Below are 15,221 nucleotides of genomic sequence, written 5' to 3'. Positions count from 1 at the left end.
TTTATTCCTTTTTTATTTTTCAGGCGCTGCTGGTGCAGAAGTTTCTTTTTGTTCAGCTGCTTTAGGGATATTTAATGTTTTTGTATCTATATTGTCAAATAAAGATTTTTTCATCTCTTTGTTGTAAGAATATCCAAGAGTTAATGTGTTTAGTATAAACAAAACCGCAGCTATAAATGTAAATTTCGCTAAAAATCCAGCAGGACCTTTTGCCCCAAACAAACTTTCATTGCTACCGCTGTATGCACCTAAGCCTATTGAAGAGCTTTTTTGTAGTAAAACTGCTATTGTTATAATTACAGCTAATACAAATTGTAAAATTAAAAATAAAGAACTCACTTAATTTTCCTTTTTAAACTATATTTTTAGATATTATACAAAAAAAATTTGAATTTATATTAAAATGTATTTTGATAAAAGCATAAAAAGATATCTTGTTATACTTTATTTTAAATATTAGCTACCTGTTTAATTTTATGAGTTAATACTTAAGAACCAAATCCAACTTTTTTATCTTCACCAAAAGCAGAGTTTAACTCTCTTTCTATTGTGCTTTTAAAATCATCAAATAAAAATATTGGCTCATCTTTTACTGCTACTTTCAATGCTGTATTTTTCATAATAAGAACTATTTGAGCACCGCTTAAATTGTATTTAGCAAGGTTTTTTATATCAAAATTATCTTCAAAGTCAGCATTTTGTGGTAAAACCTTACGCCATATAGCAAGCCTAGAATCAAAATCAGGCTTTTTAAACTCAATCTTATAATCAAATCTTCTAGAAAAAGCACTATCAAGAGTTTGTAAAAAATTTGTTGTCGCTATAAGCACGCCATTAAATCTTTCAATTTGCTCTAAAAATATATTTTGCATTTGATTATGCATTTTTTCAGCACCACTAGAACTTTCTATTCTAGTGCTTAAAAACTGATCAGCTTCGTTTAAAAGTAGTACTGGCTCTGTTTTTGTTTTTTTACAAATTTCATTATATGAATCAAAGATCTTTCTTACATTTTGTTCACTCTCGCCAACATATTTGCTTAAAATTTTAGAACAATCAAAGCTAAGTACCTGCTTTTTAAGACTCTTAGCAAGACTAACAGCACTCATTGTCTTACCAGTCCCAGCTTCACCATAAAAAATGATTTTTGCATCTATGCTTTTTCTATTTTTTATACCCCAGCTATTTAATCTATTAAGAACCTTTTTATCAACTTGTTTTAGTATTGTATCCAAAAGCTCTTTTGTCTTTTCGTTTAAAACCACATCGTTTATATTTGTTGTTGGTTCTATAAGCTCAAATATCTGATAATCTTTGATTATGCTATCAACTTTTATTTTTTTCTCTTTTTTTGAGTTTTTGGGGTGCATAATACTTTGAAGCACATCTTCATTTATAAAAAAATTCTTGCTTATAGTAGAATATGAGTTTAAAATTTCATCGTATTCAATAAGTCCACTATCGAGCAATTTTGAGTTATCATCTAAAAGTGATCGATTTTTTACGCATTCAAACTCATCTTCGCTAACTAATGATATTAGATTGTCTACTTCTCTTTGATTTTCAAAATCATTGCTATACTCTTGCCTTAAAAGAGTTAGAAAAACAAGTTCTTCTTTTTCATTTAAAGTATTGTCTTTAAAAATTTGTTCTGTAACGATATCTATTTTGCTTAATTCAATTCTTTGTTTTATATAATCTTCTAGTTTTGATATCTGATTATTTATCTTTAACCTTACTTCACTTTTTGCCGATAGCAGTGATTTTTTTTCATATAATTCAATTCTTAGAAATTGATCTTTTAGGTATTGTAAATTTTCATCATAAGCCACAGCATTTGGTAACTCAAGATTCAAATCGCCATCTTCTAGTATTTTTAAAAAGTTTAAAGATAGAGAAACTTCGCAATTTAAAAGAGGTAGTAAAGATTGGCTCATCTTTTGTTCTGTTCTGAAAACACCAAAATTTTGAACAATCCAACCATTTTCTATAAGAGACTTTATGTCTTTAAGATGTTCAATGTGGTTAAAATTTTCTATTGTAAAAACAGAGCTTAAAATATCAAAAACAGACAATGAAAAAACCCCATCAACATAGCTTTTACTCAAGTGTCTTAATATTTTTGTTTGATCTTCACTTGTATTTAATATTTTTGAAATTCCAATATCTTTTTCATTGGAATTTAAAAAATCAATCAAATATTGCACTAAATTTTATCCTTTAATTGCTCTTTTAAAACTCGTTTTAAAACCTTTCCTGTTGCATTTCTAGGAAGTTCCTCTGAAAAATAAATATTTTTAGGAATTTTAAAATTAGCAAGATATTTTTTAAGATATTTTTTAAGATATTTCTCGTCAATATTCATACCTTCTTTTAACTGGACAAAAGCAACAACTTCCTCATCAGCATGTTCATCGCTAACGCCTATAACAGCAGCAGCCTCAACCTCTTCAAGCTGATAAATAACCTCTTCAATTTCTCTTGGGTATATATTTATTCCCTTTGATATAATAAGGTCTTTTTTCCTATCAACTATATATATAAAACCATCTTCATCAATCTTGCCAAGATCGCCAGTTCTTAGCCATCCGTTTATTATGACATCACTATTATCCATACCATAATAGCCCTTCATAACACAATCACCTTTTACTATTATCTCACCAACTTGACCAATTGGAATCTCTACCATCTCATCATTAACTATCTTAACCTTATAGCCATCAAGCGGAATTCCAACACTAAGTGGTTTTTGTTTTTCATATAAATTTGATGCAACAACAGGAGAGCATTCGCTAAGACCATAGCCCTCCACAAGACTTGCTCTTGGAAATTTAGCACTAAAATCATCAATAGTTTGTTTTGCTAAAGGTGCGGCACCACACACAAAAAGACGAACATTGTTAAACCATTTAAAATACCATGGAATTTTAGCCTTTCCTATAGCCGTATAAATTGCCGGAACACCTAAAAATATAGTTGCTCTTTTTAATAATGTTTGTTTTAAAACATTTGAAAATGGAAAAACAGATTTTACAAGGATGATGGATGAACCATAACATAAAGGAAGTATAACCATTAATGTTAAAGTAAAACTATGAAACATAGGTAAAAATACAACAAATCTATCTTTTTTAGATGCCTTAAAACGTTCGCTTGTTTTAACTACGTTTGAAAAAATATTTTTGTATGTGATCATAGCGCCTTTTGGTTTTCCAGTTGTACCTGATGTGTATATAATATGACACAAATCATCAAGTATAGGTTTTTTGACAAAATCTATTTCTTTAGGAAAAGTGTAAAGCTCTTCAAAGCAAATATGCTTTATAGTCTCATCAGTTTCATTTTCAAGATACAAACTTTCAGTATCTTCATTGCAAGATTGTGTATACAAAAGATCAGTTTTTGTAAATGTTTTTGGAACTCCACCCGCCCATATAAAATTACTTATAGACATATCATCTACTTTTTGCAGTTCTTTTTGAAAAGAGGTGGATAAGAATAGTGCTTTAGCTTCACAATCTTTAAGGATATATTTTATTTCATCTGATTTTAAAAATGTATTTAATGGAACCGCAACTGCTCCGATAGCAGTAATAGCATAATAGCTAATTATAAACTCTTGCGAGTTAGTAATTAAAATTCCAACCTTATCTCCATGTCTAATACCTGCATTTTCAAGATAAGCACCTACCTTATCTATCTTATTTTTAAGCTCTTTATAGCTTATTTTTTTATTGTCTTCAAATATAGCAACAGATTTTGGATTAGCTTTAACTATTACCTCTAAATTTTCATATAGATTTTGATATTTATAGATCATGTAGGTTACCTAGAATTTATATTTAATGCCGCTATTTATTATCCATATAGCAGCTTTTGATATTTCGCCATCCTGATTAAAAGGCATTGGCATACCGTTGTCTAACTTTGCCATTTTTATACTCGAATCATTTTTCTTTCTATCTTGGTAAAGTCCGCCTAATGATAACTCTAAATTATCATTGATTTTATAATTTAGACCCAAAGAATAAGCCAAAGAAGTAGTGTCTGGTAGTTCAAGACTTACACTCTGCTTGTTCTTGGCTGCTTTTTGATCATAGACAAAACCAGCCATCAGTCTTAATCTGTCAGTCGCATCATGAGCTACGCCAAAACGATATGTATTTGTATCTCTATAATCTCTTATAACTTTATTGTCAAACGCTAATTGAAAAAAACCTTCTGCTAATTTATTTTGTATAGGGTTTCTTCCAGGATATTCAAAATCATACCCCGTAAATTTAGACCAATATGTTCTTTCATATGAAAACATCAAGGTTGTATCTTGTATCTTATAAGATGTTGCTAATGCCAGTTGAGCTGGAAGAGGTATATTTACTTCAACTTTTCCATTATAGTTTATACCAAGTTTTTTTACGTTTATTTTAGAATTACCTTTTATGTCTAAATCTATCTTAGAACGATATGTTGCAGCCAAAGACCAATTAGGTGTTGGTTTGTATGTCAGGGCGAGATTGTATCCAAAATCCACTCCATCACCATGTAAAGCACGATCGCCTAATCCATATAATTCATTTGCTAGCATTCCTTTTGTATAAGCAACTCTAAGACCAGTAGCAACCGCAAAATTATCACTAACCCTATAAGCAACACTAGGATTTAATTCAACAACTTTTAGTTTAAATCTTTTTGCTGTAAAGGCAGTATCCGGGTCATCCCATGATATTCCAACACCAGCAGGGACAGCCAAACTCATACCAAAACGAAAATTTTCATAATATTCTGGTGAGACAGAATGCATAGTGCTTGCAAGCGAATCAAACTTATTAGATTTGTAACTTTTTGAATTATTTGAATTAAATTTCACTGAATTTATATGAAACCATGCCAAATTAGCCTCAAAATAGTGCCTATTTTCTGGCAAAAACATCATATTAGCAGGGTTATAGTATGCCGCATCTGCACCAAAACTAGTAGCAATATTGCTTGATAGAAGCGATACGGCATCTGAACTTTGTTCGGGCACCTTATATCCAGCTGCATTTAGTAAAGAAGCAAAAGCAACAGTGCCAAAAACAACTTTTTTAAACATCATTTCTCCTCGTAAAATTTCTTAATATTTCAATTTCTTTATCCCATATACTATCATCTATTGTTTCAAGTATCAAAGGAATATCATCTATTTTTTCATCATTCATAATATTTTTAAAGGCATTTAAACCCAAAAATCCTTTGCCAAGACTTTCGTGTCTATCTTTTCTTGAATTAATATCAAATTTAGAATCATTAATATGCATTGCGGATAAAAACTCATATCCTATAATATCATCGAATTCTTTCATTGTTTTATTGTATGATTTTTCATCTCTTATATCATAACCAGCCGCAAAAAGATGACATGTGTCTATACACACACCTATTCTAGTTTTATCAATAACATTTTCTATCAAATAGGCAAGATGTTCAAATTTATAGCCTAAATTTGACCCTTGTCCTGCTGTATTTTCTATAACAAGCTTAACATCTCTAGTCTCTTGTAGGGCTAAATTTAAACATTTTACAATATTATCTAAACACTCTTTTTCACTTATCTCTTTTAGATGAGACCCTGGATGAAAATTTAAAAGTTTTAATCCAAGCAGATGAACTCTTTTTATCTCATCCAAAAAAGCATTAAAAGATTTTTCTCTTTTTTCATCATCAAAATGACCTAAATTTATAAGATAGCTATCATGAGGGAGTATATGTTCTGGCTTAATATTTGCTTTTTCACAATTTTGTTTAAAAGTCACAATGCTTTTTTCTGATAAATCAGCCGCAGTCCATTGCCTTTGATTTTTAACAAAAAGTGCAAAAGCATCAGCTCCTATTTTTGCTGCATTAAGTGGTGCATTCTCAACTCCACCGCTAGCACTAACATGAGCACCTATATATTTCATTTATTCTCTCTTAATATTATTTTTATCTTGTTTTTGGTGTCTATAAATTTAACATTATTAGCGCAAACCTCGTATTGTATTAAATTGTTATTTATATTTTGGTTAAAGCCACATTCTGTCTTTTGTAAATTTTTTCTATTATAAATTGGTTTTTGCAATAAAATATCTTCAAATATATCATCATAGTAAGAATTTAAAAAAAATCTTTTATTAAATTCTATTTTTTCAAAACATGCACTATTTATGCATATTTTATTATAAACTTTTATATTGGCTATATTTAATGCGGTGTTGTATATTTGCAAATTTAAGCCTTTTTTATGTTTATGCAAAAATACAATGTCATTTATCTTTATCATGGGGGAAACTAAAGTAAGATTAAAAACCTGTGAGCTTGTAGGTGTTGGTCTAAATGAACACCCGTAAAAAAAAACAATAGCAAAAAATAAGATAAAATGTTTCAATATAAAACCTTAATTAATATTATTTGTTCCATATAATACAATAAAAAATATATTATCGCAAATATTTTTAATAAAATTTAATATTTTAAGTTATTTTTAAGTGTTCTTGTAATATAATCCCAATTCAACTTCAGAAGAAGTGGCCCATTCGTCTAGCGGTTAGGACATCGCCCTTTCACGGCGGTAACACGAGTTCGAGTCTCGTATGGGTCACCACTTATTTTTTAAATATCTCTTTTTATTTTCTTATTTTTTAAAAGTTATTGTTTTAATATATTTTTGGATTTTGTAAATTTAAATAATAATGTTAGCTATAATTGAAAATTATTTTTTTATGATTTGATCATATAAGATAAAGCCTAGCCGAAGCTAGGCATAGAATTAACCGTGGATTTTTTGAGTGTAGTGTTGTACTGAACCTAAACCTTCTTTTTTAGCCCACTCATAAGCTTCTGAGACAAATTCCCAGTTTATATTTTCAAAGAATGTTTCTAGATATTTTGGACGAGCATTAAAGTTATCTATATAATAAGCATGTTCCCAAACATCAACAACCAAAACAGGAACTTTTTCATCATTTACAGGAGTTGCTGCATTTGATGTTTGAACGATTTCTAATTTAGAAGTTTTTGGATCAAACACAAGCCAAGCCCAACCAGAACCAAAAAGTGTAGTAGCTGCTTTTACAAAGTCTTCCTTAAAGTTAGGGAATTCTGCTTGCAAAGCTGTTTTAAACTCATCACTCATTTCACTTTTTTTAGCTATACAATCCCAATAAAAATCATGATTATAAACTTGTGCAACATTGTTATAAAGGCCACCTTTTGCACCAACCAAGATCTCATAAAAAGATGAATTTGCAAATTCTGTATCTTTTATAAGATTATTTAGATTAGCTACATATGTAGCATGGTGCTTACCGTGATGGTATTCACAGGTTTTTTCACTAACAACAAGATTTGATTTTGAATCAAATGGTAAATCTCTTAATTTAAACATATTTTTTCCTTTTTAATAAAAATTATATTTAAGATTATAATATATTTTTATTAAACCATCTATTAATATTTTATAAAATAGTCTATTTGAAATCATGCAGTATCTTATTTTTACCGGTTTTTTTGCCCTTGTACATCAAATCATCAGCTTTTTTAATCATAGTCTCTATATCAAATTCTTCATCTTTATCATGATAAACAGCACCAAATGTCATCGTTGTTTTTATCTCATAATCACCATGCTTTACGAATGTGGTATTTAGAATATTTTTAGCTCGTTTTATGACATTTAAAGCACTGTTTTTATCTATGTCTAGCATAATTATCAAAAACTCTTCGCCTCCCCATCTACACAAAAAATCATCTTCTCTTAATATATTTTTTAATAAACTAGAAATATGAACTAATATAGAATCACCAACATTGTGTCCATAAAAATCATTTGCTTTTTTAAAATCATCTATATCAGATAAAACCAATATAAATTGTTTATCTTTACTCAAATACTCTTTTATAAAACCTTGTAAAGAATGTCTATTTGATAGTTTTGTTAGTGGATCTTGGTTTGAAATATTTTTTATATTCTCTTTTTCTCTTTGCGCATTTAGATATGCTACTTGATTTGAAATTTCAAGCATATATGATAATACCATTGCTAAAAATGACATAATAATAAAATTATAGATAAAGCAAAAGTCTTTCCAAAATGTATTTTTTGCTGCGATATCATAAAATTTAAGACAACATATGATAAATAAAACAAATTGAACAAATGTTAAAAAATATGTAACTTTTTTATAACTAGTTTCAACAAAAAATATTGTGATTATAAAAGTTATAAAAATCATCTCAAATCCGTATCCCCAGCCAAGAACCATTATGCAAATTAAAGCATGTATTATTATCTCAAATTGAAATAATGTAAGTAATATTTTTGAATTATTTGGAGAGTTGGTGTAAGCTGCTTGTATAAACAAGTATATAATAATAGAAAATGAATTTACTGTAACTAATATATATTGTTCCATTATTAAAAATATAAGAAAATATGAAGCATGGATAGCAAAAGCTAAAATATTTGTTATTCTCAAAATGTATTCTATTTTGCTATATAAATCTTTGGTTAAAGTAAATGAACTACTCATTTTATTATCTTCATTTTAACTTTATCTTTGCCGTCTCTTTTTCCTTTATATAGTAGTTCATCTGCTTTTTTAATATTGTCTTCAAAGCTATTAGAGGTTGAATTTAAATTAACAACCATTCCAAATGTCATGGTTATGGGATTATTATTTGGTAATTTGATTAGGCTAATATTTTTTAAAAGCCTATCTGAAAGATCATATATAAACTCTACATTAACATCATTTAATACTATCAAAAATTCTTCGCCTCCCCATCTACACACTAAATCATTTTTTCTAAATGTATTCTTAAGAGCACTAGAGACATCTTTAATAACTTTATCTCCATAAATATGCCCAAAAGTATCGTTAATATGTTTAAAATCATCTATATCGCCAAGCAATAATACACTATTAGTTTTGATTCTATTTTGCTTTATAAATTCTTCATCTATTTCTACAAGTTTTTGCATGCTGCGCCTATTTAAAATTCCAGTCAATTGGTCATATTGTGAAATTTTTTCTAATTCAAGCTGCTCTTTGATCAAACTTTTGTAATCTTGAGATGTTATAATGCTGGCAAATAAATACATTCTAAAAACAATAAAAAAAGTTATGGTAAAACAAGTTATATACATAATTTGATATGTTGTAGCATCGATATTTGGATTTATTTTGTCTTTTGTAAAAAAATACAAAGAAACTATAAAAATGGTTTCAAAAGCAGATAAAGAATATGTAAATATAAGATTATCAAAAGCACAAAAATAACTAATAAATATTAATCCAAAAACAAAATACCAAAAACCACTATTCCATCCAAATTTGTATGTAAAAATAGCAGACAGTATAAGTGTGTTAAGGTGAAACCATAGTGAAACTAAATTTTGAAATTTTTTGTTGTATTTGTATTTTATATAAAAAGAAAAAATTAGAACGATAAGAGAATATATAGATAGACCAAGGTCAAAAATCACAAGAAGAACAAAAGATATTATATGTCCTACAAGGAGTATATTTATTATAAATTTATAAATATACTCTACTGATTTGTATTTATTTTGACTTATTTTTCTATCTATAATTTTTTGACTAAGCATTTTTAATAGCTATCATAACTTTCTTCATCGTTTTCATCGTTGTATTCATAATCATCGTCATCATAACTATAACTATAACCCGTATCGATTTCCTCTTCATCGTAATTTTGTAAATCATCATACTCAAATTCTTCATCATAATCTTTTATCATTTTAAACTCCTATAAAAATATAAATTATTTGGTTAATTTTTTACTTCTGGTTGGTTTTGAAAATACAAACTCTGGCTAGGGAAAGCAAAATCTAGTCCATTGTTTGCAACTATATCCATTATCTTAAATATAACATCCTCTCTAACTTTCATATATTCCAATTTTCCAACCGCTTTTGTGTAACAAATTATAGCTATATCTATAGAACTACTATTTAGGGTATTTAGTGCTACATAAATATCACTTTTGCAACCAGCTAGCTCGTCTATACTAACTATATTTTTTCTAAATCTCAAATGACTATTTGAGCTTAAGGAACCTCCATTATCCTCTCTTGAAATATCTGGATGAACAGCGAGCATATCTTTTATATCAGCTATGCATTTTTTTAAACTATCAGGAGTTGAATCATAGGTAAGTCCTATGGTGATGTTTATAATACGACCTATTTTTCTGCGAGACCAATTTATAATAGGCTCATTTGTTAGTGTTGAATTTGGAACAGATATAAGAGCGTTATCAAAGCTTCTAATTGTGGTTTTTCTTAGTCCTATTTCAACAATAGTTCCTTCAATATTTCCACAAACTATAAAATCATCTTGAGAAAATGAATTGTCAAACAAAAGCATAACTGATGCAAAAAAGTTTGCTATTATATCTTTTGCAGCAAAAGCAACAGCCAAACCACCTATTCCCAAAGATGCTATTATGGCTGAGATGTCAAATCCTAAACGAGATAAAACTAAAAGCAAGGCTATAATTATAATTATAAAATTTACTATTTTTATAATTAAATTTACTACTTCTTTGCGACCACTTTTTTTTGCTATCTCGCTTATAACAAACATTCCATAACCATTTAAAGCTGTTATTACAAGCCAACATATAAGAACTGTGTAAAATATATTGAAAAAGTTTATGATATTTAAAGGCATTGGTAGAGGATAGTATCCGACACTAGCACAAATTTTTAAGGCATACGCTATAAGTATAGTCGCTATTGGTCTTTTGATGATTTTTAAAATTTGGTCCTTCATAGCATCAGAATGAACCCCTTTTGGTAAAAATAAGGTTAAAAACCAAAAAGTAAATTTAGACAGCAGTCTTGTAAGTGATACAAAAAAACCAAAAATAAAAACAATTAAAATTATTTTACCAAAATTTAAATATCTAATATGAATAGGTATCATATTATTTATATAATCAATCCCAGTATTTAGATTTAGCTCATTTAATGCAAAACTGGAACTTAAAAGCTCAACATTATTTTTAAGATACGACAATATCTCTTCAGCTGTTTGTTTTTGTATCTTTATGTCATGCAAGGCTTCGCTGTGCTGAACACCATATGCACTTGAATCAGTATATGAATTAACATTAAGCTCTATGATTGAATTTTCTAGCAAGTTTCTTATTTCTGATGATTTTGAACCACTTTTTAAAAGTTGCGCAACCTCAAAAATATTTTTAAAAAGTATCTCTTCAATCTCCACTTGTTTGAGTTCTATAAAATTCTTTGCATAACCATCACTACTTTTATTTTTACTATAAGTAAGCATATTTTTTTGAAGAACAACTTTTTTGTTCTCAAATTTATTTAAATCTTTTTTTGAAAATTCTGTTTTAAGTATATAATTTGGCAAATCGCTAATTATTTTATTTTTTTTCACATTAAGACTACTTAGACTGTTTGAATCGGTTGAATTTAAATCAAGCGTTAAAATATAAATCTGTGAATTTATCCTATTTAAATCATTAAATGCATTAATTATATCCGTTGATTTTATATCGGCGGCTTTTAAAAAAGAAAAAAACAGAGTAAAAACAACAAAAAATCTTAAAATTTTATACATATAAATCCTTATTTAGTACTTAGAAGCTCAAAACTTCCTTTTTTTAAATCATAACTAAAAATCTCTCCGGTTTCTATTATGTAATGCCAACCATAAATTTCTAGTTCACCTGCGTTATACTCATCTTCAACATTTGGGTATGTTAGTAAATTTTGTATAGAGTTTATAACATTTAATCTTTCTGTTAGCCAACCTCTTTTGGCTGGATCTTTCGTGCCAAATGCTATTACTTTATTTTTAATAGGCTGCATGATTTTTATCCAGCTTTTAAAATTTGGAGAGCTACTAAATTTTGAGTCATCCTCGTACAAAGCCTTGCATCCACCACAATTGGAGTGTCCACAAACAATAATTGTTTTAATATTTAATACAGACAAAGCATATTCTATAGCCGAAGTAGTTGCTAAAAACTCATCACTTACTCGATAAGCTGGGACTATATTGGCTATGTTTCTTATTGTAAATAAATCTCCTGGTAGGCTTTTTGTTATTAAATTTGGATCAACTCTAGAATCAGCGCAGGATACAAATAAAACTTTTGGATTTTGCGTGTTGCTTAAACTTTCAAAAAGATCCCTATGTTCCAAAAAACCTTCTTCCATAAAGTTAACGGCTCGCTCGAGCAATGATTCCATTATTTATCATCTCCATCGGTTTATAAATTTTAGGACAAATATTATATCAAAAAAATATTTATATTAGATATTAGTAAAAAATTAAACATTATTTAAGATATTTTTTAAATTTTATTTACCTATTTTTTGTTAAATTTATATAAGACAAAATTAAAAAATAAAGGAATAAACATGAGTCTATATGATAGAGATTGTGCTAGGTCTAACGAATACGAACAAAGTTATGCACAAAGTTCGCTTAGTACATTTATAAAGCAAACATATCAGTTATTTGCAGCTTCTTTACTGTCAGCAACAGCAGGCGCTTATACTGGTATATACTTTTTAGCGGCTACTTTGATACAAAATAAAATATTATTTTGGGGATTGGTTATAGTTGAGTTTGCTTTGTTGTTTGGTTTAATGGCAGCTAAGAGAAAAGCTGGGTTAAACACCATATTGCTATTTGCATTTACATTTATAAGCGGTCTTACGCTTACGCCTTTGCTTTATATGGTTTTAAATCTTCCGAGCGGAGCCAGCATAGTAGCGCAAGCATTTATGCTAACAACAGTAGCTTTTGGTGGACTAAGCATTTTTGCGATGAATACAAAAAGAGATTTTACGACAATGGGTAAAATGCTTTTCATAGCAGTTATAGTTCTTATAGTTGCAGGACTTATTAATATATTTTTAGGAAGCCCTATAATGCAGCTTGCTATATCTAGTATTGCAGCTATAGTTTTTAGTGCATTTATATTATATGATACACAAAATATTATCAAAGGTAACTACGAAACACCAGTTGAAGGTGCTGTCGCTTTATATTTAGATTTTTTAAATTTATTTACCTCTTTATTGCAAATTCTAGGAATACTTGGAAGAGATGAATAACGAAAATCTATACAGAGTTATAGATGCCAATCTAAATAGGCTAAGAGAAGGAATTAGGGTTGTTGAAGACATATGTAGATATGGGTTTAACAACCAGCCTATCTCACTTAGACTTAAACAGATAAGACACCAAACAAAAATAGACCAGACTGGGTATATAAATTTTAGAGATTCTTCAAACGATGTTCTTAAAACAAGCACAAAATCCGAACAAAAAAGAGAAAACTTGAATGAAATTTTGATCGCAAATTTAAAAAGAGCGCAGGAAAGTTCTAGGGTTTTAGAAGAGTGTTTTAAGATAATAGATACTGAAAAATCTGAGTTATTTAAAAAAATAAGATATGAAATTTATACGATAGAAAAAGATATTTTTATAAGTTAATTTAGAGGAAGCAAAATAAATAGCTTCCTCTTTTTTATTATGCAAGTTCAGATTTGATAGTTTCTATCCAAGCTAAAACTCTAGCTTCTGTTTTGTCACTTTCATTTTCAGCATCAAGAGCCAGACCTACAAATTTTCCATCTCTCACAGCTTCAGATTCATCAAAAGTATAATCATCTGTAGATACACCACCGACAACTTTTGCTCCAGCTTTTACAACTTCATCATAAAGTTTTCCCATACCACTGCAATAGTCATCAGAATAGCTTTCTGAATCACCTAGGCCAAAAAGCGCAACTGTTTTTCCGCTAAGAGATAGACCGCTGAAATCAAAAGCATCCCAATCATCTTGTAAATCGCCACTACCCCAAGTTGATGTAGCAAGGATTAATTTATCATATCCATTTATTTTATCAGCATCAGCATCGCTTACATTTACAACTTCGTTTTCAAGACCCAAATTTTCAGAAATAAAATTTGCAACCTCTTCAGTATTTCCCATGCTGCTTCCGTATATTATTCCTACCATTATTATATTCCTTTTTTAGTTTTTTTATTATCAATAGCATAAGGCACAAGTTTGATTTGGTTAAAATCACATTCACAATGCCTAACCTCTATGTGTTTCCTAAAATTATCATTTCTAGGCATAACTACATAAACCCTGTCAAATCCATATTCTTTGATAGCTTTAACTGCTGAGCTTATTTCACTTGATAAGCTTGATGTATCATCTAAACTAAAGTTTTTAAAACTCGTTAAAACACATAATAGTTTTTTGCTATCTTTGCATATACAGATTGAGTCATTTTGAAAAGAGACATCTTTATCAAAATTCTTGTAAGCAATTCTATCATAAACAAACTGAGAAAACATAAAATTTGCATCAAAACATAACTCAAAATGCGAATTTATATATAACATTTTAATCATTTTCGCAGCTTTATTTTTTGGTTGTTTTGTAATATATTTTATGTTGTCAAATTGTTTATTTTTATAATAAAATATTATTAAATTTGATACAGCGCAAAAAGTTTTGACTTTTGTTTTTTTGAGATTTGAATCAAATTCTAATAAGTCTTGTATCCTATGCTTAAAAGCATTTTTTATATTTTTATATTTTGAGTAGTGAAGTGGTAGCTTTAACTCTTGTTCGACACAAGAGTTATAAAGCTTTATAAATGTTTTTAGCCTTGAGACAGAATCAAGATTTGAAAAAATATCCGGAGTTATTTCTCCAATATCTGATAAGTATCCGAACTTCATTTAAAATTCCTTTTTGCATCCAAATTCCCTATCCAAACCAAAAACCTTACAATATTCGCAAAATACGCAACTAACACTTCTTTTTGCACAAACTATAGGAATATTTCTCTTTTTAGCTTGAGTTTTTATGGTTTTCATTGTATTGTGATTTAAAAAACTTGTAAGCATAACGACACATTTAGTATCCTGAGGAATAGGCTTTCTATTTACTCTATTCTCATTTCTTGCATCCCAATGCTCTATCTTTTGTGCGCCAAGGTCATGCAAAACAGCCTTTATCGGGGTAATTTCATCTGCACCTATAACTAAAACTGACATTGTATTTTTCTCTCTTCTTTTATTGATTATAATTATTATTTTGATAGTGTGATTATATAAAAACTATTCTAAAATAAAACTTAATTATGATAATAAATATCATTAAAAATAGTT

The 15,221-nt window shown here is 28.6% G+C and carries 17 protein-coding genes and 1 tRNA gene; 3 read left to right on the top strand and 15 right to left on the bottom strand.

What is annotated here, in order from left to right:
* Nucleotides 1-12 precede the first annotated feature (12 nt).
* The 6 genes from secG to CPIN18021_RS08165 all read right to left on the bottom strand — a co-directional run bounded on the left by secG (nucleotide 13) and on the right by CPIN18021_RS08165 (nucleotide 6,247).
* Nucleotides 13-339 (bottom strand): preprotein translocase subunit SecG, encoded by a 327-nt coding sequence (secG, locus tag CPIN18021_RS08190; protein ID WP_078423910.1) that lies wholly within the window; start codon nucleotides 337-339, stop codon nucleotides 13-15.
* 149 nt (nucleotides 340-488) lie between these two features.
* On the bottom strand, nucleotides 489-2,207 hold the full coding sequence (locus tag CPIN18021_RS08185; RefSeq protein WP_078424811.1) for an ATP-binding protein: 1,719 nt from the start codon (nucleotides 2,205-2,207) through the stop codon (nucleotides 489-491).
* Nucleotides 2,207-3,823: a long-chain-fatty-acid--CoA ligase gene (locus CPIN18021_RS08180; protein ID WP_078423908.1), complete on the bottom strand. Its 1,617-nt coding sequence runs from the start codon at nucleotides 3,821-3,823 to the stop codon at nucleotides 2,207-2,209. Before CPIN18021_RS08180 ends, CPIN18021_RS08185 begins: the two co-directional genes overlap by 1 nt.
* A gap of 9 nt (nucleotides 3,824-3,832) precedes the next feature.
* Nucleotides 3,833-5,095 (bottom strand): OmpP1/FadL family transporter, encoded by a 1,263-nt coding sequence (locus CPIN18021_RS08175; protein ID WP_078424810.1) that lies wholly within the window; start codon nucleotides 5,093-5,095, stop codon nucleotides 3,833-3,835.
* Complete coding sequence (gene nfo / locus CPIN18021_RS08170; RefSeq protein ID WP_078423906.1) at nucleotides 5,088-5,942, bottom strand: deoxyribonuclease IV; 855 nt, start codon at nucleotides 5,940-5,942, stop codon at nucleotides 5,088-5,090. The genes CPIN18021_RS08175 and nfo overlap by 8 nt, the downstream gene beginning before the upstream one ends.
* Nucleotides 5,939-6,247 carry a hypothetical protein gene (locus tag CPIN18021_RS08165; protein WP_141080396.1) on the bottom strand — a complete coding sequence of 103 codons (309 nt, stop codon included), beginning with the start codon at nucleotides 6,245-6,247 and terminating at the stop codon, nucleotides 5,939-5,941. The genes nfo and CPIN18021_RS08165 overlap by 4 nt, the downstream gene beginning before the upstream one ends.
* A gap of 300 nt (nucleotides 6,248-6,547) precedes the next feature.
* Between CPIN18021_RS08165 and CPIN18021_RS08160 the strand changes: the two genes are divergently transcribed.
* A tRNA-Glu gene (locus CPIN18021_RS08160) sits at nucleotides 6,548-6,622 on the top strand.
* Between the two features lie 165 nt (nucleotides 6,623-6,787).
* On the opposite strand, the gene sodB is transcribed toward CPIN18021_RS08160, so the two are convergent.
* The 6 genes from sodB to CPIN18021_RS08135 form a co-directional block, all read right to left on the bottom strand.
* Entirely contained in the window at nucleotides 6,788-7,405 is a 618-nt protein-coding gene (sodB, locus tag CPIN18021_RS08155) for a superoxide dismutase [Fe] (protein ID WP_078424809.1), read from the bottom strand.
* Nucleotides 7,406-7,487: 82 nt separating this feature from the next.
* Entirely contained in the window at nucleotides 7,488-8,549 is a 1,062-nt protein-coding gene (locus CPIN18021_RS08150) for a GGDEF domain-containing protein (RefSeq protein WP_078423903.1), read from the bottom strand.
* A complete protein-coding gene (locus tag CPIN18021_RS08145; protein ID WP_078423902.1) occupies nucleotides 8,546-9,628 on the bottom strand; it encodes a GGDEF domain-containing protein in 1,083 nt (360 codons plus the stop codon). The genes CPIN18021_RS08150 and CPIN18021_RS08145 overlap by 4 nt, the downstream gene beginning before the upstream one ends.
* Nucleotides 9,629-9,630: 2 nt before the next feature.
* Complete coding sequence (locus CPIN18021_RS08935) at nucleotides 9,631-9,780, bottom strand: hypothetical protein (protein WP_153300950.1); 150 nt, start codon at nucleotides 9,778-9,780, stop codon at nucleotides 9,631-9,633.
* A 32-nt stretch (nucleotides 9,781-9,812) separates the two neighbouring features.
* Nucleotides 9,813-11,633, bottom strand: a complete 1,821-nt coding sequence (locus CPIN18021_RS08140) for a mechanosensitive ion channel family protein (protein ID WP_078423901.1) — start codon at nucleotides 11,631-11,633, stop codon at nucleotides 9,813-9,815.
* A gap of 8 nt (nucleotides 11,634-11,641) precedes the next feature.
* The gene (locus tag CPIN18021_RS08135; RefSeq protein WP_078423900.1) at nucleotides 11,642-12,268 is read right to left on the bottom strand and encodes a carbonic anhydrase; all 627 of its coding nucleotides are present in this window, start codon (nucleotides 12,266-12,268) and stop codon (nucleotides 11,642-11,644) included.
* Nucleotides 12,269-12,439: 171 nt separating this feature from the next.
* Here CPIN18021_RS08135 and CPIN18021_RS08130 point away from each other — a divergent pair, with 171 nt between their 5' ends.
* Both CPIN18021_RS08130 and CPIN18021_RS08125 read left to right on the top strand, forming a co-directional pair.
* A complete protein-coding gene (locus tag CPIN18021_RS08130; protein ID WP_078424808.1) occupies nucleotides 12,440-13,141 on the top strand; it encodes a Bax inhibitor-1/YccA family protein in 702 nt (233 codons plus the stop codon).
* Nucleotides 13,134-13,523: a thiamine-phosphate pyrophosphorylase gene (locus CPIN18021_RS08125; protein ID WP_078424067.1), complete on the top strand. Its 390-nt coding sequence runs from the start codon at nucleotides 13,134-13,136 to the stop codon at nucleotides 13,521-13,523. Before CPIN18021_RS08130 ends, CPIN18021_RS08125 begins: the two co-directional genes overlap by 8 nt.
* A 37-nt stretch (nucleotides 13,524-13,560) precedes the next feature.
* Here the strand turns inward: CPIN18021_RS08125 and fldA are convergent, their stop codons facing one another.
* The 3 genes from fldA to CPIN18021_RS08110 are packed head-to-tail and all read right to left on the bottom strand — an operon-like array spanning nucleotide 13,561 to nucleotide 15,107.
* A complete protein-coding gene (fldA, locus tag CPIN18021_RS08120; RefSeq protein ID WP_226995967.1) occupies nucleotides 13,561-14,055 on the bottom strand; it encodes a flavodoxin FldA in 495 nt (164 codons plus the stop codon).
* Nucleotides 14,055-14,789: a hypothetical protein gene (locus tag CPIN18021_RS08115; protein ID WP_078423898.1), complete on the bottom strand. Its 735-nt coding sequence runs from the start codon at nucleotides 14,787-14,789 to the stop codon at nucleotides 14,055-14,057. The genes fldA and CPIN18021_RS08115 overlap by 1 nt, the downstream gene beginning before the upstream one ends.
* Nucleotides 14,790-15,107: a DUF2325 domain-containing protein gene (locus CPIN18021_RS08110; RefSeq protein ID WP_069632762.1), complete on the bottom strand. Its 318-nt coding sequence runs from the start codon at nucleotides 15,105-15,107 to the stop codon at nucleotides 14,790-14,792. It lies immediately after the preceding gene.
* Nucleotides 15,108-15,221: the final 114 nt, after the last annotated feature.

Origin of the sequence: Campylobacter pinnipediorum subsp. caledonicus (assembly GCF_002022005.1) — a bacterium.
Classification (GTDB): Bacteria; Campylobacterota; Campylobacteria; order Campylobacterales; family Campylobacteraceae; genus Campylobacter_A; species Campylobacter_A caledonicus.
This window is presented reverse-complemented; position numbering and strand designations above follow the sequence as displayed.

Excerpts from the sequence above, each read along its gene's own strand:
- CPIN18021_RS08180 (WP_078423908.1), bottom strand. The coding sequence starts at position 3,823 with ATGATCTATAAATATCAAAATCTATATGAAAATTTAGAGGTAATAGTT.
- CPIN18021_RS08175 (WP_078424810.1), bottom strand. The coding sequence starts at position 5,095 with ATGTTTAAAAAAGTTGTTTTTGGCACTGTTGCTTTTGCTTCTTTACTA.
- nfo (WP_078423906.1), bottom strand. The coding sequence starts at position 5,942 with ATGAAATATATAGGTGCTCATGTTAGTGCTAGCGGTGGAGTTGAGAAT.
- sodB (WP_078424809.1), bottom strand. The coding sequence starts at position 7,405 with ATGTTTAAATTAAGAGATTTACCATTTGATTCAAAATCAAATCTTGTT.
- CPIN18021_RS08150 (WP_078423903.1), bottom strand. The coding sequence starts at position 8,549 with ATGAGTAGTTCATTTACTTTAACCAAAGATTTATATAGCAAAATAGAA.
- CPIN18021_RS08145 (WP_078423902.1), bottom strand. The coding sequence starts at position 9,628 with ATGCTTAGTCAAAAAATTATAGATAGAAAAATAAGTCAAAATAAATAC.
- CPIN18021_RS08935 (WP_153300950.1), bottom strand. The coding sequence starts at position 9,780 with ATGATAAAAGATTATGATGAAGAATTTGAGTATGATGATTTACAAAAT.
- CPIN18021_RS08140 (WP_078423901.1), bottom strand. The coding sequence starts at position 11,633 with ATGTATAAAATTTTAAGATTTTTTGTTGTTTTTACTCTGTTTTTTTCT.
- CPIN18021_RS08135 (WP_078423900.1), bottom strand. The coding sequence starts at position 12,268 with ATGGAATCATTGCTCGAGCGAGCCGTTAACTTTATGGAAGAAGGTTTT.
- CPIN18021_RS08130 (WP_078424808.1), top strand. The coding sequence starts at position 12,440 with ATGAGTCTATATGATAGAGATTGTGCTAGGTCTAACGAATACGAACAA.
- CPIN18021_RS08125 (WP_078424067.1), top strand. The coding sequence starts at position 13,134 with ATGAATAACGAAAATCTATACAGAGTTATAGATGCCAATCTAAATAGG.
- CPIN18021_RS08115 (WP_078423898.1), bottom strand. The coding sequence starts at position 14,789 with ATGAAGTTCGGATACTTATCAGATATTGGAGAAATAACTCCGGATATT.
- CPIN18021_RS08110 (WP_069632762.1), bottom strand. The coding sequence starts at position 15,107 with ATGTCAGTTTTAGTTATAGGTGCAGATGAAATTACCCCGATAAAGGCT.